The 242-nt window shown below is 55.8% G+C and carries 1 protein-coding gene; it reads right to left on the bottom strand.

Annotated elements, in window-relative coordinates; all coding sequences use genetic code 11:
• A partial coding sequence (locus GTP44_RS28535; protein ID WP_161021818.1) for a transposase occupies positions 1-242 on the bottom strand: 242 nt, incomplete at both ends.

Here is a 242-nt window from a genome sequence, read left to right as displayed (position 1 = left end):
TCAGAAATTGGCTTGTCCTTGCTGCCTTTGCGCTGGATGTGCATGCGGTAGCCTTGGCCGGTCAGGCGCTCTTCGCGCTTGTAGTTGACATAGCCTTTATCGGCATAGACATCCCGGCTGGTATTGGTCGGGTCCAGTACGTCTTCGAAGTGCAGGGTGTCGTGTTCGCTGGCGGTGCTGATCTTGATTTTTCGGATGAGCTTGCAGCGCTTGTCCGCGTTCACCGACAGCTTGTAGCCGAA

This window comes from Duganella lactea (genome assembly GCF_009857505.1).
GTDB classification, from domain to species: Bacteria; Pseudomonadota; Gammaproteobacteria; order Burkholderiales; family Burkholderiaceae_D; genus Rugamonas; species Rugamonas lactea.
The sequence above is the reverse complement of the archived record's forward strand: the minus strand, read 5'-3'. Positions and strand labels throughout refer to the sequence as shown.